A 24677-nucleotide genomic window follows, 5' to 3' on the forward strand; every position below is an offset into this window, starting at 1 on the left:
ATCTTGAGTATGATCCGCGATTCGCCTCGCAAGGTGACGCGCTCCTTTTCCCCCGTCCCTACCGTGGAAGTACGGCCGGAGAATCCCGGCCTCACGGGAAATGTCCCGGGAATTGCACGGCGGGGCGTCGAGGGGGCGTCCGGCCGAAAAGCGGACGGGGAGATTCAGCGGTGGAGCGGACGGCTCGTACGGGGGGCGTGCGGAAGGGCCCGGCGCCGGTGGCGGTCAGGGCGGCCGCGGCCGAGTGGGGATCGTTGTTCGGCACCGTCCGGGACCATGTGCGGCGGCACCGGTTCGCCTCCGTCCCGCTGGCCACCGCGGCCACCCTGCTGGTGCTGGCCTTCTCGGTGGTCCAGCACCTGCCGGGCGGCGAGCGGCTGGTCACCCAGGTCGGGGTGGTGCGGGCCGCGCTGCCGCTCGGGGTCTCCCTGCTGAGGACACCGCTCTCGCTGTACGTGCCCGCGCTGGACCTGCCGGTCTGGGGGGCGCTGGTGCAGGTCTTCCTGGTGTTCGGGATCGCCGAGATCGTCCTCGGCCGGCGTCTCACCGTGGCCGTCGCCTACGCCTGCACCCTCGCCGGGACGCTGTTCGCGCGGATCGGCGTGCAGCTCGGGCCGGAGCACCTCTTCGGCCTCCCGAGCGCGGTCGGCCACGTGCGGGACACCGGGCCCTCGGCCGCGGTGGTGGCGCTCGCGGTGTGCGTGGCGATCCGCTGCCGGGCCTGGTGGACGGGCGGGGCGGTGGTGCTGGCGATGGTCGTGGAGGCCGTGCTGCTGCCCAACCTCGCCGGCCTGGAGCACGTGGTGGCGGTGCTGGTGGCCGGCCTGATCGCCGCCGCGCTGGAGGTGTTCGGCCAGTTCTGGCCGCGGGTGCTGGCGGGCGTCGGCGCGGCGGCCTCGGTGGCGGCCGAGGCCGGGCCGCGGGCGGCGGTGCCGGCGGCGCACTGACCGGTCAGGCCCGGGGCAGCGCCAGTTCGAACCAGACGACCTTGCCGACCGCCTTGCGGGCGGTGCCCCAGCGCTCGGCGAGCTTGCTCACCAGGTTGAGGCCGCGGCCGTGCTCGTCCAGCGACTCGGCCGGCTCCAGCGACGGCAGGTTGTGGTTGTCGTCGCTGACCTCGACCAGCAGCTTGTCCACCCGGATCAGCTGCAGCTGGACGTGGTCCCTGGCGACCCGGACGGCGTTCGTCACCAGCTCGCTGACCAGCAGCTCCACCGTGTCGGTGAGGGCGGTCAGCCCCCAGCCGGCGAGCCGGTCCCGCACCAGGGCCCGGGCCCGCCGCACCTCCTCCTCCGAGACGCCGAGCTCCCAGGTCGCCACCTCGCTCGGCGGGACGCCGTCGAAGCGGGCGACCAGCAGGGCGACGTCGTCGGCCCGGTCGTCCGAGTGCAGCCGCTCCAGCACGGTGTCGCAGGCCTCGTCCGGGGTCTGCTTGGGGTCGATCAGGTTGCCGCACAGCGCGGCCAGGCCCTCTCCTATGTCGCCCCCGCGGACCTCGACCAGGCCGTCGGTGCACAGCACCAGCATCGAGCCGTCCGAGACGTCGATCCGCTTCGCCACGAACGGGACGCCGCCGACGCCGATCGGCGCGCCCTCCGGGATCTCCAGCAGCTCGCCGCGGCCGTCCGGGTGGACCAGCACCGGCGGGACGTGGCCGGCGCTGGCCAGCTCGCAGGTGCGGTTGATCGGGTCGTAGACCGCGTACAGGCAGGTCGCCAGGTGGTCGTCGCCCAGCTTGTGCGCCAGGTTGTCCAAGTGGCGCAGCAGCTGGCCGGGCGGCAGGTCCAGCGCGGCGAGGGTCTGCATGGCGGTGCGGAACCGGCCCATCGCGGCCGCCGAGTGCAGTCCGTGGCCCATCACGTCGCCGACCACCAGGGCGACCCGGCTGCCGGGCAGCTGGATGGCGTCGAACCAGTCGCCGCCGACCTCGGCCCGGGAGTCGCCCGGCAGGTAGCGGTGGGCGATCTGCACGCCGGGGATGCGCGGCGGGCGGGTCGGGATCATGGAGCGCTGCAGGGTGGTGGCCACCCGCGACTCCGCCCGGTGCAGCCGGGCGTTGTCCAGCGACAGCGCGGCCCGCGCCGCCAGCTCCTTGAGGGTCGCCGCGTCCGACTTGTCGAAGGGCGACCGGTCGGACAGCCGCAGCAGCTTGAGGATGCCGAGCACGGTGCCCCGCGCCGACAGCGGCAGCACCAGCATCGAGCGGCCGACCACCACCGGGACGAGGTCCGGGCCGCCGCCGAGCGAGGCCGCGTAGTCCACCGCCACGTCCGGGTCGATCACCGGCACCAGCACCGGCTGGTTCTCCTGCAGGGCCAGGCCGGGCGGGGTGGAGCGGGGCATCGCGAGCAGCGCGCCCTCGTCCAGGACGTGGTCCCAGTGGCCGGGGGAGCTGTTCACCGCGCGGGCCACCCGGCGCAGCATCGTCCGGTCGTCGGGGCGTTCGTCGGGCAGCTCCGAGTCGGAGATCAGCCCGTCGAGGAGGTCCACGCAGGCGAAGTCGGCGACCCGCGGGACGAGCACCTCGCACAGCTCGCGGGCGGTGGTGTCGAGGTTCAGGGTGGTGCCGACCCGGTTGCCGACCTCGCTCAGCAGGGCCAGCTGTTCGCCGGCCTGGCTGACGGCCAGCACCTCCACGGACGGCGGCGCCGGCGGGGCGGGCACCCCGGGCACCTCGGGGCGGTGGGCGTCCGGCCCGTCCGGTCCGCCCTGCGGCGGAGCGGACCCCACGGCGGTGCGGGCGGGCGCGGTGCCGTTGGCGGTGGACTCGATGGCGGGGCCTCCCTGGCTCTGGCCGTTCGCGGTGGCCGCCCCGGACTCGCGCTGCCCGGGCACGGTGGTGCCGATGGCCCGCCCGTCGTCGGCGCCGCGCGCCGCGCCCGCGGAGAGGACCTGCAGGCCGATCGTGCCGCGCCCGCCGGGCGCCGCCGGATCGGCCGGGCGGCGGGCCGCCCGAGGCCGGTCGGCCCGCTGCTGCGGCGTCGGGTAGCGGCGGACCAGCCCGGCCGCGACCCGTGCCGCACCGCGGCCGGTCGGCTCGTAGGGGAGGACGGGGAGCCTGGTCGCGGCGTCCACCCAGAGCGCGGGCACGCCGACCTCGGCGACCTGGTCGAGCAGCCGGCGGCGGCGCTCCTGGGAGCCGCGCGGCAGCAGACCCTCGAACGGCACCGCGCCGGAGCGGCCGGCCGGGGCGAAGGCGGGGGCCACCCGGTGGAAGGCGCCGGTCGCGGCCGGCGCCGCCGCGTACGCGAGCAGCCGCTCGCCGAGGGCGATCCGCGGGCCGCCGGCCCGCAGCGGGCGGGCGTCCGCGGCCAGGGCGAGCAGGCTGCGGCCGGTCGGTTCGACCAGGGAGTAGGCCCACCAGATGACGTCGCGCAGCCGCTCCTCCCGGTCGACCACGGCCATCGAACCGGCCCAGGCGGTGTCGAGCTGGGTGAGGTCGTCGAGCGTGTCCAGGGCGTCGCAGCGCCGGGCCGGTGCGCCCGGGCGGGGCGAGCCGGTCTCCGGCCGGGGCTCGACGGCGGGCAGCAGGCCCGAGGCGGTACGGCCGCAGGCGACCTCGGCCCGGTGGCCGAACAGCTCCTCGGCCGCGCGGTTCCACAGGGCGATCCGGCCGTCCGGATCGACCATCACCGCGGCCACGCGCAGCAGGGCGACCACTCCGGAAGGAGGGTCACCCGTGCGGTCTTCGGCGGTCGGTGTGGAGTTCGGCTCGTCCACCATGGATTCGGTCTGCTCCCGCCTGGCCGCCGTGCCTGGGGGCGGCCGTCGTGTGGGGGCGGCGGCGTACTGGGCCTCGTCTCCTGCCGCTCCTGTGTGTCCCGTCTTTTGTACGCCTGCACCCGTGCGGCACTGCGGCGTGCCTGCGGTGCAGCACCGGTGCATCCTCCAGCGAAGCACGTGCGAGGGCGGCTTCGACAGCGAATCGCGGAGATTCCTCGGTATCAGTTACATGTCATTGGGTGAGCAGCCGTGTGCGCTGCGAGTTCAGTCGGACGGGGTACCCGGACGGAGCCTCCGCGTCCGGTCCGCACCCCCCGGTAGGGTGGCAGGCTCGGAAACCGGGTGCATGCGGAGGCGGACTGGTGAGCGCGGAGAGCCCCGTCCAGTGGAGCGATCACGAGCGGCTGCTGCTGGAGGAGCGGGTCGCCGCTGCCGAGCTGGCCTGGCTGACCCTCGACGTCGACGTCGAAACCCTCCGGGTGGAGATCGACAACTTCGCCCTCGTCCACCACCGGCTGCTCGGCCCGCTCTACGCCAGCCTCGACGAGCTGGACGCGCTGATCGCCGAGACCGTCGCCGCCCGCAGCGGCGATCCGGAGGCGCTGCGCCGCGCCTCCGAGGCCCGCAGCCGGGTCGCCGAGCCGGACGACCCGGCCGCCGCCGACCTCGCCCCGGAGCCGCCGGCCGCCGCGAAGGTCCGCCCCGACCGGGACGCCCAGCGGATCTACCGCGACCTCGCCCGCCGCGCCCACCCCGACCTGACCACCGACCCGGCCGAGCAGGAGCGCCGCTCCGCCTTCATCGCCCGGGTCAACGAGGCGTACGCGCAGGGCGACAACGCCGCCCTGGAGGAGCTCGCCGGCGAGTGGTCCACCGCCCCCGAGAGCGCGCCCGCCCCCGACTCCCCCGAGCGCCCGGACTGGCTGCTGCGCCGCCTGGAGTGGCTGACCGCGCGGATCGGCCAGCTCGCCGCCGAGCAGGTCCGGCTGGAGCGCACCCCGATGGGCGAGCTGCTGCTGCTGGCGCCGCAGGAGCCGGAGCGCCTGCTGGAGGAGCTCGCCGAGCAGCTGCTCGGCCGGGCCGCCGAACGGCGCGCCGAACTGGAACGGCTGCTCGGCGGCGCCGATCCGCAGGGGCCGCACTCCGGCGGTCGGCACAATGGAGGTGAGGACCCCTCCCAGCACCGTTCCCGCCCCGACTCCCAGGAGAACCCGACGATGTTCGCGCAAGCGCTGCCCACCACCGACGCCGCGTCCGTGCCGGCCGACGCCGCCCTGCTCGACGTCCGCGAACAGGACGAGTGGGACGCCGGCCACGTGGACGGTGCGCTGCACATCCCGATCGGCCAGGTGATCGCCCGGCTCGGCGAGCTGCCCGACGAGAAGCTGTACGTGGTCTGCCGGGTCGGCGGCCGCTCCGCGCAGGTGGTGCAGTACCTGGTCGGGCAGGGCCGCGAGGCGGTCAACGTGGACGGCGGCATGTTCGCCTGGGAGGCGGCGGGCCGCCCGATGGTCGGCACCGACGGCCGGGCGCCCTTCGTCCTCTGACACCTCCCGCACGGCTGACACCTCCCGCACGGCGCCGGGGCCGGTACGCGGCCCGGCGCCGTGATCCTCCTGTCGTCCGGCGCCGCGGTACGGCAGGATGGCCGGCAACCGTCGCCGCAGGGCAGCCGCAGGGGAGGAGACCGCCGTGCGCACCTGGTCCACCCCCGCCCTCGCGGTGATCTGCCTGTCCGGGGCCGGCATGCTCGGCGGCACCGCGCTCCTGCTGGGCGTGCTGTTCCTGCACAACGCCCCGCCCAATGCGCTCTCGCAGCAGTACCGGGAGCAGCTCGACGGGATCGTCTACCCCGAGTTCGAGCAGAACTGGAAGCTGTTCGCGCCCAATCCGCTGCAGCAGAACGTCACCGTCGAGGCCCGGGTGCAGACCATCGCCGAGGACGGCGAGGTGCACATCCGCGACTGGGTCGGCCTGACCGCCCGGGACGCCGCCGCGATACGCCACAACCCGGCGCCCAGCCACGTCGACCAGAACATGCTGCGCCGCGCCTGGGACTTCTACGAGTCCACGCATCCGACGGAGGAGGGCGCGCCCGCGCCCGGGCAGCGCGGCAAGCTCGCCGAGGAGTACCTCAAGCGGATAGCCCTGCAGCGGTTCGGCCGCACCGCCGGCGGCGAGCGCATCCTGCAGATCCAGTTCCGCTCCGCGGCGGTGGCCGTGCCGCCGCCCGCGTGGAGCACCGAGCAGCCTGCGGAGCCCGTCGCGCCGCAGGAACTGCCCTGGTGGCCGGTGGACGAGGACGACTACCGGGGGCTGCTGTGAGCGAGACCCGCACCACCGCCGCGGCCTCCGAGACTGCCGGGACTGCCGAGACCGCCGCCCCCGCCGACGAGCGGGCACCCGCCGCGGCGGCCGTGCCGCCCACCCGCTTCGAGCGCTTCTTCGACGCCTTCACCGGCACCGTCTTCGGCCGCCACCAGGCCGCCGTGGTGCGGATCGGCTTCGGCCTCGCCTGGCTCGGCTTCCTGCTCCGCGAGTGGCCCCACCGCCGGGTGCTGTACGGGGACAGGTCGCCCTGGTCGGCCGAGCTCTCCGACGGGCTGCTGTCGGCCACCCACGCCTTCACCGTGCTCTCCTGGTCGGACGGCCGGCTCTGGTTCGAGACCCTCTACCACCTGGGGATCGCCGCAGCGGTGCTGATGGTGCTGGGCTGGCGCACCCGTGCCACCGCCGTGCTGTTCGCCGTCACCGTGCTCTCCCTGCAGAACCGCAACGTGCTGGTCGGCGACGGCGGCGACAACGTCGTCCACCTGATGGCGATGTACCTGGTGCTCGTCCGCTCGGGCCTGGTGTGGTCGCTGGACGCCCGGCGCCGGGCCCGCCGGGCGGCCGCCGCGCCCGCCGGGGAGGTGCGGGCGGTGGCGGACGCGCTGGCCACCATGCTGCACAACTGCGGCATGGTGATCATCGCCGCGCAGGTGGTGCTGATCTACTCCACGGCGGGCTGGTACAAGGTCCAGGGCTCCCGCTGGCAGGACGGCACCGCCCTGCACTACCCGCTGCACCTGGACTACTTCACCCCCTGGCCGGAGCTGTCCGCGCTGCTCGGCTCCAGCCTGCTGATCACCTTCGTGCTCAGCTACGGCACGGTCGTGCTCCAGGTCGCCTTCCCGTTCACCCTGGTCAACCGGCGGCTGAAGAACGTGCTGCTGGCCCTGATGATCGCCGAGCACTCGGCGATCGCGGTCGTCCTCGGCCTGCCGTTCTTCTCGCTGGCGATGATCGCCGCCGACCTGGTGTTCCTGCCGACCGGATTCCTGCTGCGGCTGGGCGCCGTACGCCTCCCGGCCGGGTGGCGCCGCAGCACCTAGACTGCCCGATATGCCCTGGTCCGTTGCGCTTCGCGACACTGCGAAGGCCGGACTGGTCCCGGCACGCGAACTCTCCGACCCGCGGCGGTCGCTGCGCGGGGCGGTGGCCGTCGCCCTGGTGGTCTTCCCGGTGCTGGCCGTCGCCGGGACGGGGCCCGCCACCTCCGCCGCGATGGGTGCCTTCATCGCGGGCACCGCGACCTTCCAGCGCACCTTCCGCCCCCGGGCGGGGCTGGCGGCCGCAGCCGGCCTGGGGCTCGGCATCAGCACCTTCCTCGGGTACGCGGCGGTGGGCGTCCCGGGCGCCTTCCCCGTCCTGCTGGCCGTCTGGTCGTTCGGGGCGGGCATGATCTGGGCGATCGGTTCGACCGGCGGCACCGTCGCCGCCACCACGGTCTCCGTCATGCTGGTCGTCGTCCAACTGCCCGTCAGCATCCCCACCGCGGTGGGCCACGGCCTGCTCTGCGCGCTCGGCGGCGCGGTGCAGGCGCTGACCGGCGCCCTGTGGCGGATCGACCCCTGGCGGGGCCACCGCGACGCCCTCGCCGACACCTACGCCGAACTCGGCGACTACGCCCGCCGACTGCGCCACGACCCGGTCGCGATCGTCGACCCCGGACCCTTCATGACCGCCCGGCGGGCCGGCGCCCTGACGGCCTGGCAGGCCAGGCACCGCCCGCCCGAGCTGAACGGGCTGCGCGCCGTCGCCGAGCACATCCGCCCCGCGCTCGCCGCCCTCGCCGACCCCGCGGTGGGCGCCCCCGCGGAGGGTCCTGGCCGGGACCGGGCCCGGGAGATCCTCGCCGCGGCCGCCGAGCTGCTGGACGCCCTGGCCGCCTCCGTCCGGGCCGCCGAGGCGGTGCGGCCGCCGACCACCACCCCCGCACTCACCCTGGCCGAGGTCGCCGAGAGCCCCGAGCTGCCCCGGGCGGCCCGCCGCTCGGCCAAGCGGCTGGCCACCCAGATCAGCCGGGCGGTCGGCGCGCTCGACCGGCAGGACCGCTCCGCCGTCCGCGCGCCGCAGCGCCGCCGCCCGTCGTTCTGGCAGGTGCTGCCGGTCGGCTTCGCGACCGTCAGGCGGCAGCTCCAGCCGCGCTCCGCGGTCTTCCAGCACGCCGTCCGGCTGTCCTGCGTGGTCACCCTCTCCTACCTGGCGGCGCGGCCGCTCGGGCTGCACCACGGCTACTGGGCGCCGCTGACCGCGGCCATGGTGATGCGCCCGGACTTCGCGCAGACCTTCAGCCGGGGCGTGGCGAGGCTGGCCGGCACGGTCGTCGGCGTGGCCGTCAGCACCGCCGTCGTCCAGGTGCTGGACCCGGGGCCGTGGCTGTCGACGGCGCTCGCCGTGGTGTGCATCTTCGGCGCCTACCTGACCATCCGCACCGGGTACGCGTTCACCACCGCCTGCGTCTCCTCCTACGTGGTGTTCCTGCTCGGGCTGCAGGCCGGCGATCCGCTGGAGACCGCGCTGGAACGCGTCCTGCTGACGCTGCTCGGCGGTGCGATCGCGCTCGGCGCCTACGCGCTCTTCCCGACCTGGCAGACCGCCCGGCTCACGGAGCGGCTCGCCGAGTGGCTCGCCGCGGCCGGCCGCTACGGGGCCGCGGTGATCGGTGCGTACGGCGACCCGGCCGGGCGGGACGACCGGGAGGTCCGCGACGCCCTGCTGGACGCCCGCGAGGCCCGGGCCGAGCTGCTGGAGGCGCTCGAGCGGGCCGACGCCGAGCCCGTCCGGCACGCCGACCGGTTGCCCGACCTCTCCCGCAAGCAGCTCGACCGGGCCCGCACCGCGGTCGGACTCCTCGCCCGCAGCGCCGTCCTGATGGAGGCCCACCTGCCCGGCGCCGACAGCCGGCCGGTGCCCGGCGCCGCCGACTTCGCCGAGGAGCTCCGCTACTCCACCGCGATCGCGGCGGCCGCCGTGCTGATCGGCGAGCAGGTCGACTTCGACGGGCTGCGCAACGCCTACGCCCGCTGGGACGGCCGCCCGGACCGCGGAGCGGAACGCTCCACGGCCGGGCACAGCGACGCCCCGGGCGCCGGCCAGGACGACCGGGACGCGCTCGCCCGGGCCGGCGCCAAGCTGATGCTGCAGGCCCTGGGCGACCTGGAGAAGGCCGTCCGGCCGCGCCGCGTACCCTCGGGGACGTGAGCGAGACCGGAGTGCCCCACGAGGGCGAGCAGTACGACGACGCCTTCGTGCAGACCGCCGACGACCGCGAGATCGGCGTCGGTCCGCACCCCGGGCCGTGGCCCGAGGGCGACCACTGGGACCGCGAGCTGCTGGCCGCCGGCGACCGCCGCAACGTGGTCGACCGGTACCGCTACTGGACCCGCGAGGCGATCGTCGCCGACCTGGACACCCGTCGGCACGGCTTCCACGTCGCGGTGGAGAACTGGCAGCACGACTTCAACATCGGCTCGGTGGTGCGCACCGCCAACGCCTTCCTGGCCGAGCAGGTGCACATCGTCGGCCGGCGCCGCTGGAACCGCCGCGGCGCCATGGTCACCGACAGGTACCAGCACGTGCGCCACCACGAGTCGGTGGCCACGCTGGCCGCCTTCGCCGCCGAGCGGGGGCTGCCGGTCATCGGCATCGACAACCTGCCCGGCGCGGTGCCGCTGGAGACGTACGAGCTGCCGGAGCGCTGTGTGCTGCTGTTCGGGCAGGAGGGCCCGGGGCTGACCGCGGAGGCCTGGGAGCACTCCTCGGCGGTCTGCTCGATCGCGCAGTTCGGCTCGACGAGGTCGATCAATGCGGGGGCGGCCGCCGCCATCGCCATGCACGCCTGGATCAGGGTGCACGGAAACGGCGCCGGCCGCCCGTGACGGCGGCTCAGCCGAACAGCAGCCGCCAGGTGTGCGGACCGGGGTAGCCGTCCGCCTCGGTGCCGCGCCAGCCCTGGGCGAGCTGGAACGCCTCGACGTTGCGCCGGTCGCTCTCGGTCCACTCCGCGCCCGGGCCCACCGCGTAGTACGCGCCGTAGCCCTTGCGCACCAGCTGCTCGCCGAGCAGCGAGACGGCGGCGTTGACCTTCCCAGGACCGAAGGCGTCCACCCCCGGGAAGGCCGGCGCCGCGGGAGCCCCCGGCAGCCGCGGCACCGGCGGCACCGGCAGCGGTGCCGCCGGAATGGCACTGCCCCGGCCGCTCACCAGCAGCGCCCAGGTGTCCTTGCCCGGCAGGCCGTCCGCCTCCGTGCCGCGCCAGCCCTGGGCGAGTTGGAACGCCTGGGTCGCCAGCCGGTCGGTCTCGCTCCAGGCCGAGTGCGGCCCCTCGGGGTAGAACTGCCCGCCGCCGCGGGCGACCAGCATCTCGCCGAGCCGCTTGACGTAGGGGTTGGTCTGCCCGGGGCCGAACCAGCCGAGGCCGGGGAAGGACGCCTCGTCCGTGGTGGCCGCGAGGCCGCGGTAGCGGTAGGGCAGGTAGGAGCCGGAGTGGTTCCAGTACGCGTAGGGGGTGCTGCGCCGGATCGTGTTGGGGCTGGTCTGTTCGTAGGCCGTGTAGCGGGTGTGCGAGGAGTCCGTCCAGCCGCCGAAGAGGACGGCGTGCGAGCCGCCCTGCGGGCTGGAGGAGTCGTTGTAGATCAGCGCGTCGCCGGGCTGGAGCTCGTCCTTGCCGATCCGGTCGGCGAAGTTGGGCAGCGTCCAGGTGGTCTGGCTGCTGCCGAGGCCCCAGGCCATCGAGATGAAGCCCGAGCAGTCCTGCCGGTAGCCGTCCGACCAGTAGCGGCTCATCGAGTACGGCACCTTCTGGTCCACCCAGCGCTGGGCGCGGGCGATGATCTCCTCCCGGGTGGTGGCGCGCTGCAGGGCCCGCGGCTGCTCGGCCTCGGCGCCGAACGGGCCGGAGACCTCGCCCTGCGGAGTGGTGGGCGCGGGGCTGTCCGCAGCGGCGGCCCGCGGGGTGACTGCTATGGCGCTGGTGGCGCCGCCGAGCGCGGTGCCGACCGCCGCGACCAGGACGGCGGCGCGGCGGGCGCCGTGGACGGCCGGCCGCCCGACGGGCCGGCGGGCGGCGTGCGACCGCGCGAGGCGGCGGGCCGCGCAGCCGGGGCAGCTGCAACGGTCGTCCGGCTCGACCTCGGTGAACTCCATCAGCACGGTTGGATCCCTTCCTCGTTGTGCGGGAGAGGGATGTGTTCCACCGTCAGCCGACGGAATATCACCTGTTAAGTAACAAAATATGACAAGCCGGTGAAGAGATGTCGGACGGAACCGTCGGGGCGTCGGGCCAGGCTCACCTCGGCACCGGCGGGTTGGCCGGTGAGAACTCCGGCTCCGACCAGGCGAGGGCGGTGGCCCGGGCCAGCTCCACCACCTGTTCGACGGCGTAGTCGACCGCCGGGGCGGCCGGGTCGGACCAGTCCACCTCGGCGCGGCCGGTCAGCAGCAGGGCGCCGCCGGTCTCCCAGTCGGGCAGCAGCAGGCCCGCGGAGGGGTTGAGCTCCAGGTTCCCCAGGGTCATGAACATGCTGTTGCCGGGGTACTCGGGCCAGCGCAGCCGGTCCGGGCCGAGCACCCGGACGAAGCCCGGATTGCCGCCCCGGTGCGAGGCGTCCACCCGGCCGTCCGGCCCGGCGGTGGCGATGAAGAAGGTGTCGGCGCTCGCCACGGCCAACTGGCCGCCCAGTGCCAGCCGGCCTCCCGAGGAGGCGGTGGCGGCCGTGGTCGGCCCGGCCGCGGGGAGGTCGTGCGGGCTGCGCCGCTGGATGTACTTGGGGCAGTTGGCGTACACCTGGTCGGCGGTGATCCGCAGTCCCTCCGGGCCGTGCGGGACGGAGCGGCCGTTGAGCCGCATCCGGCGCCGCCCGGCCGCGTCCAGGGCGATCGTGCCGACCTCGGCCGGCCCGGCCAGCACCTCCGCGAGCGGGTCCCCCGGGACGGGGCGGGCCGCCACCGCCATGATGTGCTCGCCCTCGGCCCGGACGAATCCCGCCGGCCCGGAGAGCTGGGTGGCCCACAGCCGCCCCGTGCGGTCGGCCGCGCCGACCACGACCGTGCGCCGCTCGGCCAGGAACCGGGCGGCCACCGGCGGAATGACGCGACCGATCGACCGGCCGGTATGGTCGGCCCGCTCCTGCTGCCCGGCGCGCCGCTGTACGGCCCGCTCGCCCTCGTGCCACATGGTCTAGAAGAACCCGCAGGTCGGGGCGGTGCCGTCGGGGGCCGCGGCGCCGGTGGCGGCCACGCCCGCGGCGGTGAAGACCTCCAGTCGGATGCCGTCCGGGTCGGTGAAGAAGATGCCGCCGGAGTCCGCGCCCTCGCGGTGCGGGACGACGCCCTCGTGGGCGAACGCGGCGCCCAGCTCCTTGAGGACGGCCTCGGCCGCCTGCACCTCCTCGACCGAGTCGACCCGGAAGGAGAGGTGGTGCAGCCCGGGGGCGCCGGGGGAGAAGGTGCCGCTGCTCTGCTCCCAGAGGGTGAGCACCAGGGTGCCGTCCCGGCCGAGCAGGGCGTGGCGGCGGCCCGGCTCGGCGGACTCGGCGGCCACCTCCAGGCCGAGCAGGCGGCGGTAGAAGGCGACCGAGCGGGTCAGGTCGGTGACGTTGAGCCCGACGTGGCCGGTCTGCAGGGTGCGGGGGGCCAGGGCGGCGGTGGACACGACGCATCACTCCCGGAAGAGGGGACGGCCCGGTCGTCTAACCGGTACTCCTGACAGTACGGGTTAGATGATCGGGCCGCAAACCGGTATGGGGTCGTGTAATGGTTAGATGATCCGGCTACTCCCACTGCCAGCGGATGCCGACCTGGCCCGGTGGCTGGTCCGGCGCCAGCACATGGGCGCTGGCCGAGGCGCCGATCCACAGCTGCTCCCGCTTGCGGTCGACCTCCGCGCCCGGCTCCCGGTCGAAGCGCTCGCAGTGCGCGGGCACCGCCGTGGGGTCGAAGTGCACCTGCAGCACGTACTCGCGCACCGGCACGGCGAAGAAGCGGCCGTAGTCGGTGGTCGGCCCGGTGTCGGGGGTGCCCAACTCGTACTCGAAGACGGTGGAGTCGCCGAGCGCCAGCGGGCGGTCCAGCAGCAGCTCGGCCACGAGCAGGCCGCTCTCGGGGCGGCGGCGGACCCGGCCGAGCCGGGCGTGCCGCACCGAGGTGATCTCCGGGCAGCCGACGACGCCCTCGTCCGCCTTGTGCACCACCACGCAGCGGGCCACCCCGCCGACGGTCGCCCGCACCACCTGGCGCATCCTCAGCAGGTGGCCGCGGCGGTTGGCGTCGACGAAGTACGAGTCGTGGATGGAGAGGCGCTCCAGGTCGCCGGTGGGCGGGGCGTCCAGCTCCTCGAAGACCTCGGCGATCTCCTGCTCGCCCGGCCAGACCTGCTCCACCCGCAGGGCGTCGTGGGTGGTCGGGGCGATCCAGCGGCCGCGCGGGCGCGGCGGCCCGAGCAGCGAGGAGAGCGTGCCGCGGCGCAGCGCCAGCAGCTCCTCCAGCAGGTGGACGGCGCGCAGCGAGGCGGCGCGTTCCGGCTGGCTGCGCCCGCGGCGCCAGTAACTGAGGGTCGTGACGCTGATCCTGACGCCCTGGTGGGCCAGGGCGGCCCTGATCCGGTCGAGGCTGAGCCCGCTGGCCTCGATCGCGGCGTTGAGCACCTCGGCGAAGCCCAGGCCGTGGCCGGCCGCGGCTGCGGCCGTGGCGGGCTGCGGGGGCGCGGGCTGGGGCGGGACGGCGGGCTGCGCGGGCGGTCGGACCGGTGTGCGCGCGGGTGCCGGGCCCGGGGCGCGCTCGGCCGTCGGCCGGGGCTGCCGGCCGTACGCCGGACCTGCGTCCCGCTCTCCGACCAGCCTGAGCCGGCCCGCTTGCTGCGGCTGCTGTGAACCCATCCGGAAACCTCCCCCACCAGGCGAGTTCGGCGGCGTCGGCCCAGCGTTCCGTGATCGGGCTGCCACACCGAGCTGGGGGCACACCCTACGCACCGTCGAGAGGCTACGTCATCAACTCGGACATATGACAGTGGTCACGACAAAAAAGTCCTGGTTCACGGCGGATAGAAACACATCCGCAACAGTGCGGCCGGCACGGGCCCGAAAGGGGTCCGCGCCGGCCGGCGGGCGACGGCTCAGGAGACGGTGAGCGCGGTGTCGTCCACGACGAAGCTCGTCTGCAGCGAGGAGTCCTCGGTGCCGGTGAACTTCAGCGTCACGGTCTGCCCGGCGAAGGCCGACAGGTCGAAGGACTTCTGCACGAAGCCGCTCGCCGCGTTGGCGTTGGAGTAGGTCGCCAGGGTGGTGGAGCCGGCCGTGACGGTCAGCCTGTCGTACGCGGTGCTGCCGGTCTCGGCGGTGTCCACGTGCAGCCAGAAGGTGAAGGCCGCCTTGCAGCCGGCCGGGATCGACACGGTCTGCGAGACCGAGTCGGTGTGGGCGGAGCCGTAGCCGTCCATCCAGGCCTTCCAGGAGCCGGAGTGCGCGGCCTCGGAGGCGCTGTTGTCGACGACTCCGGAGGACGCCGTCCACGGGGCGGCGGTGCCGGTCTCGAAGCCGGCGTTGCCGAGCAGCTGGGCGGCCGTGCAGCCGCCGGTGGGCGGCGGGGTGGTGCCCCCGCCGAGCAGGGCGGTGGTCAGCGAGTCGGCGATCGGGGTGCCCCAGCCGGTGACCTGGTCGTAGCCGGTCTTGGTGGAGAAGTCCTGGTTCTTGCCGGTGGTGATGTCGTGCAGCACGCTGCCGTAGCTGCTCGAGTTCGCCAGCGAGTAGAGCTTGGGGTTGGCCTCGCCGAGCACGGCCTGGCCGGCGGCCTTGGCCTTCTGGTTGTACAGCGCGGTGTAGCCGGACCACAGCGGGGCCGCGGCGGAGGTGCCGCCGTAGACCTGCCAGCCGCCGGTGGTGTAGATCGCGAAGCCGCTCGCCGGGTCGGCGTCGGAGGAGATGTCGGGCACGGTGCGCATGGTGCCGGTGACGCCGGTGCCGGTCTGCCAGCCCGGCTTGGCGAACTGGGTGGAGACGCCGCCCCCTGCGGTGCTCCAGGCGCTCTCCGAGGAGTACGCGTTGCCGCTCACCTTGAGGTTGGTGCCGCCGACGCCGGTGTTGTACGGGCTGGACGCCGGGAAGTCGACCGCCTTCACGGCGGAGCCGCTGGTCGAGCGGGTGCAGTCGCGGGAGCCGTCGTCGCCGGAGGCGGAGAAGATCGATATGCCCTGGGCCGCGGCCTGCTTGAAGGAGTTGTTCACCGCGGTCATCGAGGACGGGGTGGTGTCCGGCTCGCAGGAGCCCCAGGAGATGGAGATGACCGAGGCCCGGTTGTCGGACACGATCTTCGCGGCCATGTCGATCTCGCCCTGGTCGCTGTTCGGGGCCTCGTAGATCAGCTGGGTGGCCTTCGGGGCGACGCCGCGGACGATCTCGCTGTCCAGCTCCACCTCGCCCTGGCCGTCGCCCGGCGAGGAGTCGTAGTTCGCGCCGTCCACCGACACGGTGGAGACCGCCGGACCGCTCAGGCCGTACTGGGTGTCGTAGGTGCGCAGGTTGGCGGAACTGTAGCCGTCGAACTCCCAGAGGGCGACGGTCACGCCGGTGCCGTCGGCGCCGACCTTGTCCAGCCGGTAGGCGCCGTCGTACTGCGCCGGGGCCAGTCCGCTCGGCGCCGCGAGCGGTGCGGCTGCGTCCGGCTTGACCGCCCGCGAGGTGCGCACGGTGTGGTTGTCGAGGCCGGAGATCCCCTCGACGGTGCCGGCCAGTTCGGCCGGCACGGTCGCGGCGGCGTCGTTGGCGAAGAAGGTGCGCCCGCCCTGCTGCGGGTCGCGGTACGAGCTCTCGTGGGTGCCGAACGCCTGTGCCACCCGGTCCGCGGTGCCGCGGACGTTCACCACCTGGCGGTTGGCGCTCACCGAGGTGACCGTCAGGCCCTGGCCGGTCAGGAAGGCGCGGACCTTCGCCACGTCGGCCTCGGTCGGCCCGTACGCGGCGGTGAACTGCGCCGGCGTCAGGTACCGCCCGTACTCGGGCGATCCGGGGGTGCTCACGGCCTTGAGGAAGCGGTCGAGGTCGGCGGTGTTGCGCAGCTTCAGGTCGACCGACACGGACAGCGTCCGGTCGGCGGGCAGGTCGCCCTGCTTCTGCGAGCGGGCCACCGCCGGGGTCACGGTGTTCGGCAGGGCCACCCGGGAGGCGGCCTGCGGGGTCGGGGCGGCCTGGGCGGTGGAGGCGCCGAGGGAGGCCACGGTCAGGGGCAGGACGGCGATGGCCGCGGAAAGAGCGAGCGAGCGGGGTCGCACGGGTTCCTCCGGAAGGTGTGGGGCGTTCCGGGATCGAAAACGCTTGCACGAAGTTCCCAGAAAGCACCCAGGAATGGGCCCATGCGGCAGCAATCGCTTGCTAAAGAACAGTCAACTGTGGAATCCGGATTCATCAACAGAATGAATGTGAATTCATACAGTGAATGGTTCCGGGCTGCGGAGCACTACACTCGGCGGCATGGCCGACCCCCGTGACCCGCGCCCGCTGATCGGCGAACCGCTCGCGCTCGATCTGCTGAACACGCGCTGGCGCGACGCCGGTGAGCAGGACCTCCTGGCCGATCTCGACGGTTACCGCATCTGGCTCTCCTCGGCCGGCCTCGCCGACCGCTGCCCCGCCGACGAGGCCTCGCTGAGCGCCGTCAGGGCGGCCCGCAGCGCCCTGGACGCCCTCGTCGACACCCCCGGCACCCCCGAGGGCGCGGCCGCCCTCAACGCCGTCCTGGCGCACGGCCGGATCCGGCACACCCTCGCCGCCGACGGCCCCGCCGAGACCGCCGAGACCGACACCCCGCAGCAGCTCGCCGCCTGGCTGGCGGCCGACGACTACCTCTCCCTGCTCCGCCTCGGGGCCCACCGCATCAAGCGCTGCGCACACCCCGCCTGCATTCTGCACTTCTTCGACACATCGCAGAACGGCCGCCGCCGCTGGTGCTCGATGGCCGTCTGCGGAAACCGCTCGAAAGCCGCCCGCCACTACGAGCGGACGACCGGCGAGCGCACGGCCACCCCTTAGGGCGGTGGGGCACCTCCCGGCCGAAGGCTGGGGGCGGAGCTGCGCAATTCGGGAGCGACTGCCTTGCGGATCATGGGCCGGCCCGTTCCGCTTTGACACCCGCATCCGAATTGCGCAGCTCCCCGTACCCCTGAATCGACCGTTCCGCTTACGGGCGGGAGGGGCGGCCCAGCCAGTGGGTGAGGGCGGCCCGGACCTCGGAGCGGCTCGGGTCGACCGCGGCCCAGGCCGCGTAGCCGTCCGGCCGGACCAGCAGCACGGTGTCGCGCAGCTTGCCGTGCGGGTCCGCCGGCGCCGCCGTCACCACCCGGCCGGACCACTCCTCGGCGGCCGGCTGCTCGTCGTTGCCGACCAGCACCGAACGGCCGGAGCGCAGCGCCTCGTACAGCCGCGGGGAGTCGCCCGGCTCGTCCACCGCCAGCCGCAGGTCGGGGATGCGCCGTCCGACCAGCGGGTGCGCCTCCCCGGCCGGCGGGTACGCCACGGCCAGGCCGGAGACCGTCCGGGCGCCGCGCCGGGCGAGCGGGCCGAGCCGGTCCGCCGCGTGGGTCAGCACCCCGCCGGCCAGCCGGGCCGGCAGCGACTGGGCCAGCGCGATCCGGATCAGTGCCCCGGAGCTGCGCAGCACCGCCCGCCCCACCGGGTGCCGCTCGGCCTGGTAGGTGTCGAGCAGTGCGTCCGGCGCCCAGCCCTGCACCGCGGCGGCGAGCTTCCAGCCGAGGTTCGCGGCGTCCTGCAGGCCGGTGTTCATGCCCTGCCCGCCGGCCGGGGAGTGGCAGTGCGCCGCGTCGCCGGCGAGGAACACCCGGCCGGAGCGGTAGGCCGGCACCTGGCGCTCGTCGCTGTGGAAGCGGGACGACCACCGCACGTCGTGCAGTCCGTGGTCGGAGCCGAGCACCGCGCGGAGCAGCCCGGCCAGTTCGACGGTGTCCACCGGGGCGCCGTCCGGCAGGCTGCGGTGGCGGTCCCAGGCGACCACCCGGTACCAGCCGTCGCCGAACGGCACGACGAGTGCGAAGCCCGCCTCGTTGGCGGCGACCGTCAGCACCTCCTCCGGTGCCTGCTCCAGCCGTACGTCCGCCAGCATCACCGAGTCCACCACCGAGGTGCCGGGGAACGGCAGGCCGATCAGGTCGCGGACGGTGCTGTGCACGCCGTCCGTGCCGACCGCGTACGCCGCCCGGTGCACCGCGGGCTCGCCGTCCTCCCGGACGTCCAGCCGCACCCCGGCGGCGTCCTGCCGCAGCCCCACCACCTCGACGCCCCGCCGGAGCACCGCACCGGCCTTCAGCGCCCGCTCCTGCAGCAGCCGTTCGGTGTTCGACTGAGGGGTGATCAGGACGAAGGGGAACCGCGTCGGCAGGTCGCCCAGCTCCACCCGCAGCCGGCCGAACAGGCGCAGCGAGGACAGCGCGGTGCCGGTGGCGATCAGGTCGTCGGCCAGGCCGCGGGCGTCCAACTGCTCCAGTGTCCGTGCGTGCACCGCGAACGCCCGGGTGAGGTTGGACTCCGCACCGCGCTTCTCCAGCACCGTCACCCGCACCCCCGCGGCCGCCAGGTCGCCGGCCAGCAGCAGCCCGGTGGGCCCTGCGCCGACTACCACGACATCGGAGTCGAGCTGCCTGTCAGCCATGTGTCATCTCCCGTTGGTCGTAACGACGAGCGGGCCGCGCGGTTCTCAGTCCGCTCTCAGACTCCCATCATCCCGGGCCCATCAGGCGCTGTGAGCCTCTTTGCCATGACAGAGCCCGCAACGATCCTGGCCGACATCCCGGTGACCGGGGACAAGGTACGGACGAGCCTGGTCGAGGTGGTCGTCCCGGTCTACAACGAGGAGCACACGGTCGAGCGCTGCGTGCGCCGGCTGCACGCCTACCTCGCCGAGACCTTCCCCTACCCCTACCGGATCACCGTCGCCGACAACGCCTCCACCGACCGCACCTGGCAGGTCGCGACGGCGCTGGCCGCGGAGATCCCCCAGGTCAACGCCGTCCACCTGGAGCTCAAGGGCCGCGGCCGCGCGCTGCGGCAGGTCTGGGGCGACAGTGACGCCGACGTCGTCGCCTACATGGACGTCGACCTGTCCACCGGCCTCGAGGCCTTCCTCCCGCTGGTCGCCCCGCTGCTCTCCGGGCACAGCGACCTCGCCATCGGCAGCCGGCTGCACCGCGGCTCGGCGGTCGTCCGCGGGCCCAAGCGGGAGTTCATCTCGCGCACCTACAACCTGCTGCTGCGGGCGACCATGGCGGCGAAGTTCTCGGACGCCCAGTGCGGTTTCAAGGCGGGGCGCACCTCGGTGGTGAAGCAGCTCCTCGACGAGGTCGAGGACAACGCCTGGTTCTTCGACACCGAGCTGCTGCTGCTCGCCGAGCGGTCGGGGATGCGCATCCACGAGGTGCCGGTGGACTGGGTCGACGACCCGGACAGCCGGGTGGACATCGTCCGGACGGCGGTCGACGACCTCAAGGGCATGGCCCGGGTGGCCCGCCGTTCGCTGTCCGGCGCCGCCGACGTCCAGGCCCCCGAGCGGGTCCGGCAGGCGCAGCTGCCGCCCGGCCTCGGCTGGCAGCTCGCCAGCTTCGCGGTGGTCGGCACGCTCTCCACCCTGGCATACGTGCTGCTGTACCTGGGGATGCGCCAGCTCATGCCGGCGCTGGCCGCCAACTTCCTCGCGCTGGCGGTCACCGCGGTCTTCAACACGGCGGCCAACCGCCGCTTCACCTTCGGTGTGACGGGGCGTCGGGACGCCCTCAAGCACCAGATCGAGGGCGGTATCGCCTTCGCCGTCGGGCTGGTCCTCAGCAGCGGCGCGATCGCCCTGCTCGGTGCGGCCGCCCCGGCCGCCGGGCACTCGGCGGAACTCGCCGCCCTGGTCGGCGCCAATGCGCTGGCCACCCTGGTGCGCTTCCTGCTGCTGCGGGTGTGGGTGTTCAACCCCCGCCGCGCCCGCCGGTGAGGCGGCGGGCCGGGGAAGGCCGGCGGCCCGCCCCCGCAGTGCGGGAGCGGGCCCCCGACTCGTGCCGGACGCCGGATCAGCTGTGCCGGCGGACCTCCACCGTGCGGAACCGGCCGGCGACGAACGCGCCGTCGCAGTAGGCCGAGTTGGCGGCCGGGTTGGCGCCCGTGCCGTGCAGGTCGGAGAAGGCGGCGGTCTGGTTGACGTAGACCCCGCCGGTCAGGTTGAGCGAGAGCGAGACGCCGGAGTCCAGGCAGGCCCGGACGACGGACTGCTCCACCTCGGGGGAGGTGGTGTAGGCGCCGACCGTCATCGCGCCCTGCTCGCGGACGCTGCGGCGCAGCAGCTCGATGCCGGCCTCGGTGGACTCCACCGCGACGGCGAAGGAGATCGGGCCGAACTGCTCGCCGAGGAACGACGCGCGGTCGTCCGGCTTGTCGGCGTCGGCCTTCACCAGGGCGGGCGTGCGGATGGTCGCGCCGGGGAACTCGGCGGACTCCACCTGCCGCGGGGCGAGGGCCAGTTCGCCGTACTCGCCGCCGGCGGCCTGCGCGGTGCGCTGCAGCACGCCCGGGTTGACGACCGCACCGAGGATGGCGGCCGCGCGGGCGTCGTCCGAGAGCAGCCCGTCGATCGCAGCGGCCAGGTCGGCGACCACCTCGTCGTAGGACTTGTCGCCCTGGTCGGTGCTGATGCCGGTGCGCGGGACGAGCAGGTTCTGCGGGGTGGTGCACATCTGGCCGCTGTACAGGGACAGCGAGAAGGCCAGGTTGTTCAGCATGCCGCGGTAGTCGTCGGTCGAGTCGACGAGCACGGTGTTGACGCCGGCCTTCTCGGTGTAGACGAGGGCCTGGCGGGCGTTGTCCTCCAGCCAGTCGCCGAAGGAGGTCGAGCCGGTGTAGTCGATGACCTTGACCTCGGGGCGGACGGCCAGCACCTGGGCGGCGGTGCCGCCCTCGTGCTCGGCGGCCAGGCACACCGTGTTGGGGTCGAAGCCGGCCTCGGCGAGCACCTCGCGGGCGATCCGGACGGTCAGCGCCAGCGGCAGCACGGCGCGCGGGTGCGGCTTGACCAGCACCGCGTTGCCGGTGGCCAGCGAGGCGAAGAAGCCGGGGAAGCCGTTCCAGGTCGGGAAGGTGTTGCAGCCGATCAGCAGCGCGGTGCCGCGCGGCACCACGGTGAACTCCTTGACCATCTGCAGCGGCTCGCGCTTGCCCTGCGGCTTCGTCCAGCCGGCGCTCTGCGGCAGCCGGGTCTGCTCGGCGTAGGCGTAGGCGACGGCCTCCAGGCCGCGGTCCTGGGCGTGCGGGCCGCCGGCCTGGAAGGCCATGCCGAAGGCCTGGCCGGTGGTGTGCATCACCGCGTGCGCGAACTCGTGCGAGCGGGCGTTGATCCGGGCCAGGATCTCCAGGCAGACCGCGGCGCGGGCCGCGGGGCCGGCCGCCGCCCACGCGGGGCGGGCCGCCTCCAGCGCCGCGATCAGCGCGTCGGGGTCGGTGTGCGGGTAGCTGATGCCCAGCTCGACGCCGTACGGGGAGGCCTCGCCGCCCACCAGGTCGCCGTCGGTGGGCTGGCCCTCGACGGTGAAGACGGTGCCGAGCAGCGCGTCGAAGGCCGCCTTGCCGTCCTCGGCGCCGGTCTCGCCGTACGCCTTGGGGAACTCGGGGTACGGCGACCAGTAGTCGCGCTCGGCCATCGCGGTGAGCGCGCGGTCGAGGGTCTCCTGGTGGCGTTCGATCAGGTCGGCGACCATCGGGTCGGGGGTCGCAGCAGCCATTGGTGCGCTCCTCACAGCGGAGAACGGGACACCCCAAAGAGTAACCGAACGATCGGTCGGGACAAGAGGGCGCGGCCGGGCGGTCGGACGGCCCGGCAGGGGTTACGGAATTCCCAGCTCGAAGATGACGAAACCGGCGTACCAGCCGGAGGCGACGGCGGCGCTGCCGAGCACGGCCGCCAGCGAGGGCGGGGACAGGCGGCGCAGGGCGACCGCGATCGGCAGGAAGAGCGGGAAGGCCGGCAGCAGGTAGCGGGAGGTGTTGCCGAAGATCTGGTAGCTGCCGAGGACCATGACGATGGTCAGCAGGGTGTAGACGGTCAGGGCGGCCGGCGGCCGGAGGCGGAGGTACAGGAAGACCAGGACGGGCAGCAGGGCCACCAGCAGCAGGCCGATCAGGTCCTCGGTCGGATAGGCGAAGCCGTAGTCGTAGTGGCCGAACAGGACGCCGCGTGCCACGTCCAGGGTGTGCCGGCCGTAGTCGAAGTAGTGCTTCCAGGCGCCGCGCTGGAGGGTGAAGTAGCCGCCGAGGTCGCCCATCCGCCAGCCGACCCAGGCGATGTAGCCGACCAGGCCGAGCGGGGCGACCAGGGTGGCGGCGATCGGCGCGAGCGCCGGACCCCGCCGGCGCACCAGCGAGATCAGCGCGGCGGTGCCGAGGGCGGCGACCAGGGCGCCCGCGGTGGGCCGGTTGAGTCCGGCGAGGAAGGTGATCAGGCCGGCGGCAGGCCAGTTCTCGGTCAGGATGCAGTAGCACGCCCAGGCGGCGAGGGCGACGAACAGGGAGTCCGAGTACACCGCCCACTCGACGCCGGAGCCCGGGAACACGCCCCAGACCGCGGCCGCCACGATGCCGGTGCGCCGGTCGGTGAGCCGGGCCGCGACCGCGAAGATGCCGACCGCGGCGGCGAACGACGCCACCACCGAGACCAGCATGCCGGCGCCGTAGGAGCCGAGGCCGGTGACCGAGGAGACCAGCCGCATCAGACCGGGGTAGAGCGGGAAGAACGCCGCGGAGTTCTGTTCGTAGTCCCACGGGCCGCCCGCAGGGAGTGCGATCAGCTGGGGGTGGTAGCCGTTCTCCGCGATCTGCCGGTACCACCAGCCGTCCCAGGAGCCCAGGATGTCCCAGAAGGTCCGGCCGCCGCCGAACCGCGGATCGTTCTTGTGGAAATCCCCCGACCAGTTCGCGAGCAGGGCGAAGACGGTCAGGCCGACCAGCCGTACCGCGCCGTAGACCAGCAGCGCAGGCCCGTAGCGGCCGGCTGCGGCGCGGAGCCGGTCACGGCCGCGCCGCCCGGCCGGGCCGGTCGCACCGACGGGATCGTCCGGAGCCGTGGGGTGTTCCGTGGCCGTGCCGATCGTCGAACCCATACCGCCGGGTCTCCCGTCTCGTGCGCCATCCGCAGTGCGGCACCGGTCGTCCGTTCATCCTGTGCAAAATCCGACCAGCGTACCGGCTGCTGTTCAGGACTCCGGCCCCGCCGCAGGAGTTCCGCCCGTACCGGTCCCGGCCGCGTGACGGGCGGGACCGCCGCCGCGGCGACCCCGGGCCGATCACGCCCCGATCGGCCGGGGATACTCGTGCACATGGCCGAGAACACCCCCCGCACCGCCTACACCGTCGACTCGCTGCTCGCCGTGACGGTGCAGGTCTTCAACGACCGCGGGTACGACGGCACCTCGATGGAGGACCTCTCCCGGGCAGCCGGGATCTCCAAGTCCTCGATCTACCACCACGTCCGCGGCAAGGAGGAGCTGCTGCGGCTCGCCGTCGGACGCGCCCTGGACGCGCTGTTCGCCATCCTGGAGGAGCCCGCCGCCGTCACCGGCCCGGCGGTGGACCGGCTGGAGCACGTGGTGCGCCGCACCGCCGAGGTGCTGCTCGCCGAACTCCCCTACGTGACCCTGCTGCTTCGGGTGCGCGGCAACACCGCCACCGAACAGTGGGCGCTGGAGCGCCGGCGCGACTTCGACCACCGGGTCGCCGAGCTGCTGCGGGCCGCGGTCACCGCCGGCGAGCTGCGGGCGGACGTCGAGCCGCGGATGGCCACCCGGCTGCTCTTCGGCATGATCAACTCCATCGTGGAGTGGTACCGCCCCGGCGCCAAGGGCACCGACGGCGTCGCCGACGCGGTCGTCCACCTCGCCTTCGACGGCCTCCGGGCCCGCTAGGGCCTGTCCGGCGGATCTTGTCGGGCGCGCGACGCCGGATCTCCCCCAGCCTTCGGCCGGGAGGTGCCCCCACGCCTGGACGCACGCCTGAATCGCCCACGTACGTCCAGTACGAGGCCGACTCGGGCGCGCGCCCAGACGGGCGCCCGACGCCGCGCGCTGATCCGACAAGATCCGCCGGACAGGCCCTAGGGCCCCCGGGCGGTCACCCGGTTCATGCGTCCGGCGGCACCTGGTCGGTCTCCTCGAAGACCAGCATGGTCTGGGTGCCCAGGACGTCCGGGATCGCCTGGATGCGGTTGAGCACCAGCTCCCGCAGCGCCCGGTTGTCCGCGGTGTGCACCAGCATCAGCACGTCGTACTCGCCGCCGACCAGCGCGATGTGCGCCACCCCCGGCAGCTCCAGCAGCTGCTCGCGGATCGTCCGCCAGGAGTTCTGGACGATCTTCAGCGTGATGTACGCGGCGGCGCCCTGGCCCGACTTCTCGTGGTCCACCCGCGCGGTGAACCCGCGGATCACGCCCTCGTCGACCATCCTGGAGATCCGGGCGTACGCATTGGCCCGGGAGACGTGCACCCGCTCGGCGACCGAGCGGATCGAAGCGCGGCCGTCCTGCTGCAGCAGCCGCAGGATCGCACGGTCGACACGGTCGAGCCTGGACGTCTGTTCAGCCGACATGGCCCCCCACCCTCCCTGATTGGA

At 74.1% G+C, this 24677-nt stretch carries 19 protein-coding genes; 9 read left to right on the forward strand and 10 right to left on the reverse strand.

Translation table 11 applies throughout. The features are described 5' to 3' along the window. The first annotated feature begins 218 nt into the window (after positions 1–218). Positions 219–947 (forward strand): hypothetical protein, encoded by a 729-nt coding sequence (locus AB0M03_RS25335; RefSeq protein WP_363494602.1) that lies wholly within the window; start codon positions 219–221, stop codon positions 945–947. Between the two features lie 4 nt (positions 948–951). Here AB0M03_RS25335 and AB0M03_RS25340 read toward each other — a convergent pair whose 3' ends face one another. Beyond that, positions 952–3723: a SpoIIE family protein phosphatase gene (locus AB0M03_RS25340; protein ID WP_363494604.1), complete on the reverse strand. Its 2772-nt coding sequence runs from the start codon at positions 3721–3723 to the stop codon at positions 952–954. Between the two features lie 362 nt (positions 3724–4085). Between AB0M03_RS25340 and AB0M03_RS25345 the strand changes: the two genes are divergently transcribed. From AB0M03_RS25345 to AB0M03_RS25365, 5 genes are all read left to right on the forward strand, one after another. Further along, positions 4086–5270 (forward strand): rhodanese-like domain-containing protein, encoded by a 1185-nt coding sequence (locus tag AB0M03_RS25345; protein WP_363494606.1) that lies wholly within the window; start codon positions 4086–4088, stop codon positions 5268–5270. Positions 5271–5415: 145 nt separating this feature from the next. Beyond that, entirely contained in the window at positions 5416–6048 is a 633-nt protein-coding gene (locus AB0M03_RS25350) for a DUF5819 family protein (protein ID WP_363494608.1), read from the forward strand. A 92-nt stretch (positions 6049–6140) separates the two neighbouring features. Continuing rightward, positions 6141–7097: an HTTM domain-containing protein gene (locus AB0M03_RS25355; RefSeq protein WP_363494687.1), complete on the forward strand. Its 957-nt coding sequence runs from the start codon at positions 6141–6143 to the stop codon at positions 7095–7097. A 10-nt stretch (positions 7098–7107) separates the two neighbouring features. Next, positions 7108–9249: an FUSC family protein gene (locus AB0M03_RS25360; RefSeq protein ID WP_363494610.1), complete on the forward strand. Its 2142-nt coding sequence runs from the start codon at positions 7108–7110 to the stop codon at positions 9247–9249. 11 nt (positions 9250–9260) lie between these two features. Continuing rightward, the gene (locus AB0M03_RS25365; protein ID WP_363494689.1) at positions 9261–9926 is read left to right on the forward strand and encodes a TrmH family RNA methyltransferase; all 666 of its coding nucleotides are present in this window, start codon (positions 9261–9263) and stop codon (positions 9924–9926) included. 7 nt (positions 9927–9933) lie between these two features. Here the strand turns inward: AB0M03_RS25365 and AB0M03_RS25370 are convergent, their stop codons facing one another. The 5 genes from AB0M03_RS25370 to AB0M03_RS25390 all read right to left on the reverse strand — a co-directional run bounded on the left by AB0M03_RS25370 (position 9934) and on the right by AB0M03_RS25390 (position 16309). Continuing rightward, on the reverse strand, positions 9934–11193 hold the full coding sequence (locus AB0M03_RS25370; protein WP_363494691.1) for a peptidoglycan-binding protein: 1260 nt from the start codon (positions 11191–11193) through the stop codon (positions 9934–9936). Between the two features lie 142 nt (positions 11194–11335). Further along, positions 11336–12223, reverse strand: coding sequence for a pyridoxamine 5'-phosphate oxidase family protein (locus AB0M03_RS25375; RefSeq protein WP_363494612.1), 888 nt, complete (start codon positions 12221–12223; stop codon positions 11336–11338). A 3-nt stretch (positions 12224–12226) separates the two neighbouring features. Then, complete coding sequence (locus tag AB0M03_RS25380; RefSeq protein ID WP_363494614.1) at positions 12227–12700, reverse strand: VOC family protein; 474 nt, start codon at positions 12698–12700, stop codon at positions 12227–12229. 118 nt (positions 12701–12818) lie between these two features. Further along, on the reverse strand, positions 12819–13922 hold the full coding sequence (locus tag AB0M03_RS25385; protein ID WP_363494616.1) for a hypothetical protein: 1104 nt from the start codon (positions 13920–13922) through the stop codon (positions 12819–12821). Positions 13923–14158: 236 nt separating this feature from the next. Beyond that, positions 14159–16309, reverse strand: a complete 2151-nt coding sequence (locus AB0M03_RS25390) for a protease pro-enzyme activation domain-containing protein (RefSeq protein WP_363494618.1) — start codon at positions 16307–16309, stop codon at positions 14159–14161. Positions 16310–16508: 199 nt separating this feature from the next. Between AB0M03_RS25390 and AB0M03_RS25395 the strand changes: the two genes are divergently transcribed. Continuing rightward, positions 16509–17066: a CGNR zinc finger domain-containing protein gene (locus tag AB0M03_RS25395; protein ID WP_363494620.1), complete on the forward strand. Its 558-nt coding sequence runs from the start codon at positions 16509–16511 to the stop codon at positions 17064–17066. Between the two features lie 148 nt (positions 17067–17214). Here AB0M03_RS25395 and AB0M03_RS25400 read toward each other — a convergent pair whose 3' ends face one another. Continuing rightward, positions 17215–18699, reverse strand: a complete 1485-nt coding sequence (locus AB0M03_RS25400; protein ID WP_363494622.1) for an FAD-dependent monooxygenase — start codon at positions 18697–18699, stop codon at positions 17215–17217. Positions 18700–18804: 105 nt separating this feature from the next. On the opposite strand from AB0M03_RS25400, the gene AB0M03_RS25405 reads away from it, so the two are divergent. Then, positions 18805–20022 carry a glycosyltransferase gene (locus AB0M03_RS25405; protein WP_363494624.1) on the forward strand — a complete coding sequence of 406 codons (1218 nt, stop codon included), beginning with the start codon at positions 18805–18807 and terminating at the stop codon, positions 20020–20022. A 76-nt stretch (positions 20023–20098) separates the two neighbouring features. Here AB0M03_RS25405 and paaN read toward each other — a convergent pair whose 3' ends face one another. Continuing rightward, complete coding sequence (paaN, locus tag AB0M03_RS25410; protein WP_363494626.1) at positions 20099–21799, reverse strand: phenylacetic acid degradation protein PaaN; 1701 nt, start codon at positions 21797–21799, stop codon at positions 20099–20101. 102 nt (positions 21800–21901) lie between these two features. Then, positions 21902–23173 carry a glycosyltransferase family 39 protein gene (locus AB0M03_RS25415; RefSeq protein WP_363494628.1) on the reverse strand — a complete coding sequence of 424 codons (1272 nt, stop codon included), beginning with the start codon at positions 23171–23173 and terminating at the stop codon, positions 21902–21904. A gap of 216 nt (positions 23174–23389) precedes the next feature. On the opposite strand from AB0M03_RS25415, the gene AB0M03_RS25420 reads away from it, so the two are divergent. Further along, complete coding sequence (locus AB0M03_RS25420; RefSeq protein ID WP_363494630.1) at positions 23390–23974, forward strand: TetR/AcrR family transcriptional regulator; 585 nt, start codon at positions 23390–23392, stop codon at positions 23972–23974. 214 nt (positions 23975–24188) lie between these two features. Here AB0M03_RS25420 and AB0M03_RS25425 read toward each other — a convergent pair whose 3' ends face one another. Then, positions 24189–24653, reverse strand: a complete 465-nt coding sequence (locus AB0M03_RS25425; protein ID WP_363494632.1) for an Lrp/AsnC family transcriptional regulator — start codon at positions 24651–24653, stop codon at positions 24189–24191. Positions 24654–24677: the final 24 nt, after the last annotated feature.

Origin of the sequence: Kitasatospora sp. NPDC051914, from assembly GCF_040680995.1 — a bacterium.
In the GTDB taxonomy this organism is placed as follows: domain Bacteria; phylum Actinomycetota; class Actinomycetes; order Streptomycetales; family Streptomycetaceae; genus Kitasatospora.